At 59.9% G+C, this 569-nt stretch carries 1 protein-coding gene; it reads right to left on the minus strand.

Annotated features, from left to right (window positions below; all coding sequences use genetic code 11):
* Positions 1-433 (minus strand): transposase (locus EVJ26_RS14240; RefSeq protein WP_131470780.1); only part of this gene is annotated, 433 nt, incomplete at its 3' end.
* Between the last annotated feature and the right edge of the window lie 136 nt (positions 434-569).

Below are 569 nucleotides of genomic sequence, written 5' to 3' on the forward strand. Positions count from 1 at the left end.
CGACGATCAGCGTCCGTCCCTTCAGCAGCCCCATCTCTTTCGCGACCTCGACCGTGTGTGCGAGCAGTTTGTCGAGCAGTTTGTCGTCGTCCATGCGTTGGCGGCGGAATTTCGTGAGCGAGGACGGGTTGATGACGCCGTCCTCCGGCGCGAGATCCAGGAAATACTTATAGGTGAGGTCGGTCCTCGCCCGTCTGACGAGATCGACATCCGATAGGTTCGAGTGCGCCTTGAGGAACAGATATTTGAACATCCGGACAGGATGGACGGCCATCCGCCCGTTGTCGTGACAATACGTGTCCGCGAGCAGGTCGGTGACGAAATCGAACGATACGAGATCGTGGATGAGCCGTAGCTCGTCATCGGCAGGGATCAACAGATCGTAAAGCGCCGCATACGGGCTCGGCGGCATGTTCGGCAGGTCTGGCATCATCGGGATCGCCTCCAGGATGTGTAGTTATAGCCAGTTTAGTCCGAAACGGCAAGGACGTACAGCGTCGCCCCGAGGGCACGCCGACTCCCGGGGGAACAGCGGGCAAGGCGAGACCCAGCAGCGACATCGTCGCGAT

It is taken from the genome of Exiguobacterium sp. SH3S1 (assembly GCF_004337105.1).
GTDB lineage: Bacteria > Bacillota > Bacilli > Exiguobacteriales > Exiguobacteriaceae > Exiguobacterium > Exiguobacterium aurantiacum_A.